1 protein-coding gene and 1 pseudogene are annotated in these 1,024 nt (G+C 58.3%); one reads left to right on the forward strand and one right to left on the reverse strand.

The window, feature by feature from the left end:
• The coding region (locus ACTG34_RS13845; RefSeq protein WP_439105447.1) for a peptidoglycan-binding protein at nucleotides 1-462 on the forward strand (462 nt) is incomplete at its 5' end.
• A gap of 13 nt (nucleotides 463-475) precedes the next feature.
• On the opposite strand, the pseudogene ACTG34_RS13850 reads toward ACTG34_RS13845, so the two are convergent.
• Nucleotides 476-1,024 (reverse strand): annotated as a pseudogene (locus tag ACTG34_RS13850) (chromosome segregation protein SMC); the annotation flags it as partial.

The following is a 1,024-nucleotide window of genomic DNA, read 5'->3' on the forward strand; positions in this document are numbered from 1 at the left end:
CCGCGCGATCTGGATTGGTCACAGACAGGCCTTGAGACCAAGTTGACGGTGGATCAGTGGGCGGACATGGGCGTGACCGCGCGGGCGGGATCGCTCGGGGCAGGCGACATGCTTGCCTCGGTGGTTTTGCCGATGGGGCGCAATGGTCCTGCGTTTTTAGCCTACCCGAATTTTGACGTTTATTTCGAGTGGAATCAAAGCTTTGTCTATGTCACTACCGCTGCGTATTTCGCGACACGCCTAGAGGGTGCGCCCGTTTTTGATGCGGGCAATCCCGACCAAGGGTTGAACGATGACCAGATGAAGCAGCTACAAAGCAAGCTGCAATCGCGCGGCTATGATGTGGGTGATATCGACGGTATTTTGGGAGCGCGCACCCGCTCGGCTGTGCGCACGGAACAGGCGCGTTTGGGACTGCCTGCGGACGCATGGCCCACGGCGGCGCTACTCTCGAAATTGTAAACGCCCGCGCCGCCTACGCGACCATTTGTTCGGCCTTTTTGAGGTCGACGGAGACCAGTTGGCTTACGCCCTGTTCCTGCATCGTGACACCGTAAAGGCGGTCCATGCGGGCCATGGTGACGGCGTGGTGGGTGATGATCAAAAACCGTGTATCGGTCTGGCGCGTCATCTCGTCGAGCATGTCGCAAAACCGCGTCACGTTGGCATCGTCCAGTGGCGCGTCGACCTCGTCGAGCACACAGATCGGCGCGGGGTTGGCAAGGAACACAGCAAAGATCAGCGCGAGTGCGGTGAGGGTTTGTTCGCCCCCTGACAAAAGAGACAGGGTGGAGAGTTTTTTGCCAGGCGGCTGACACAGGATTTCTAGGCCCGCGTCCAAAGGATCGTCGCTTTCAACCAAAGCCAGCTTTGCCTCGCCGCCACCAAACAGATGTTTGAACAGGTTGCCAAAGCTTTCGTTGACCTGTTCAAAGGCGGTCAAAAGCCGTTCACGCCCCTCTTTGTTGAGGGCGGAAATACCGCTGCGCAGGGTCTTTATCGCCTCTTCGAGGTCCTGCTTTTC

Source organism: Celeribacter marinus (assembly GCF_965656515.1).
GTDB classification, from domain to species: domain Bacteria; phylum Pseudomonadota; class Alphaproteobacteria; order Rhodobacterales; family Rhodobacteraceae; genus Celeribacter; species Celeribacter marinus_D.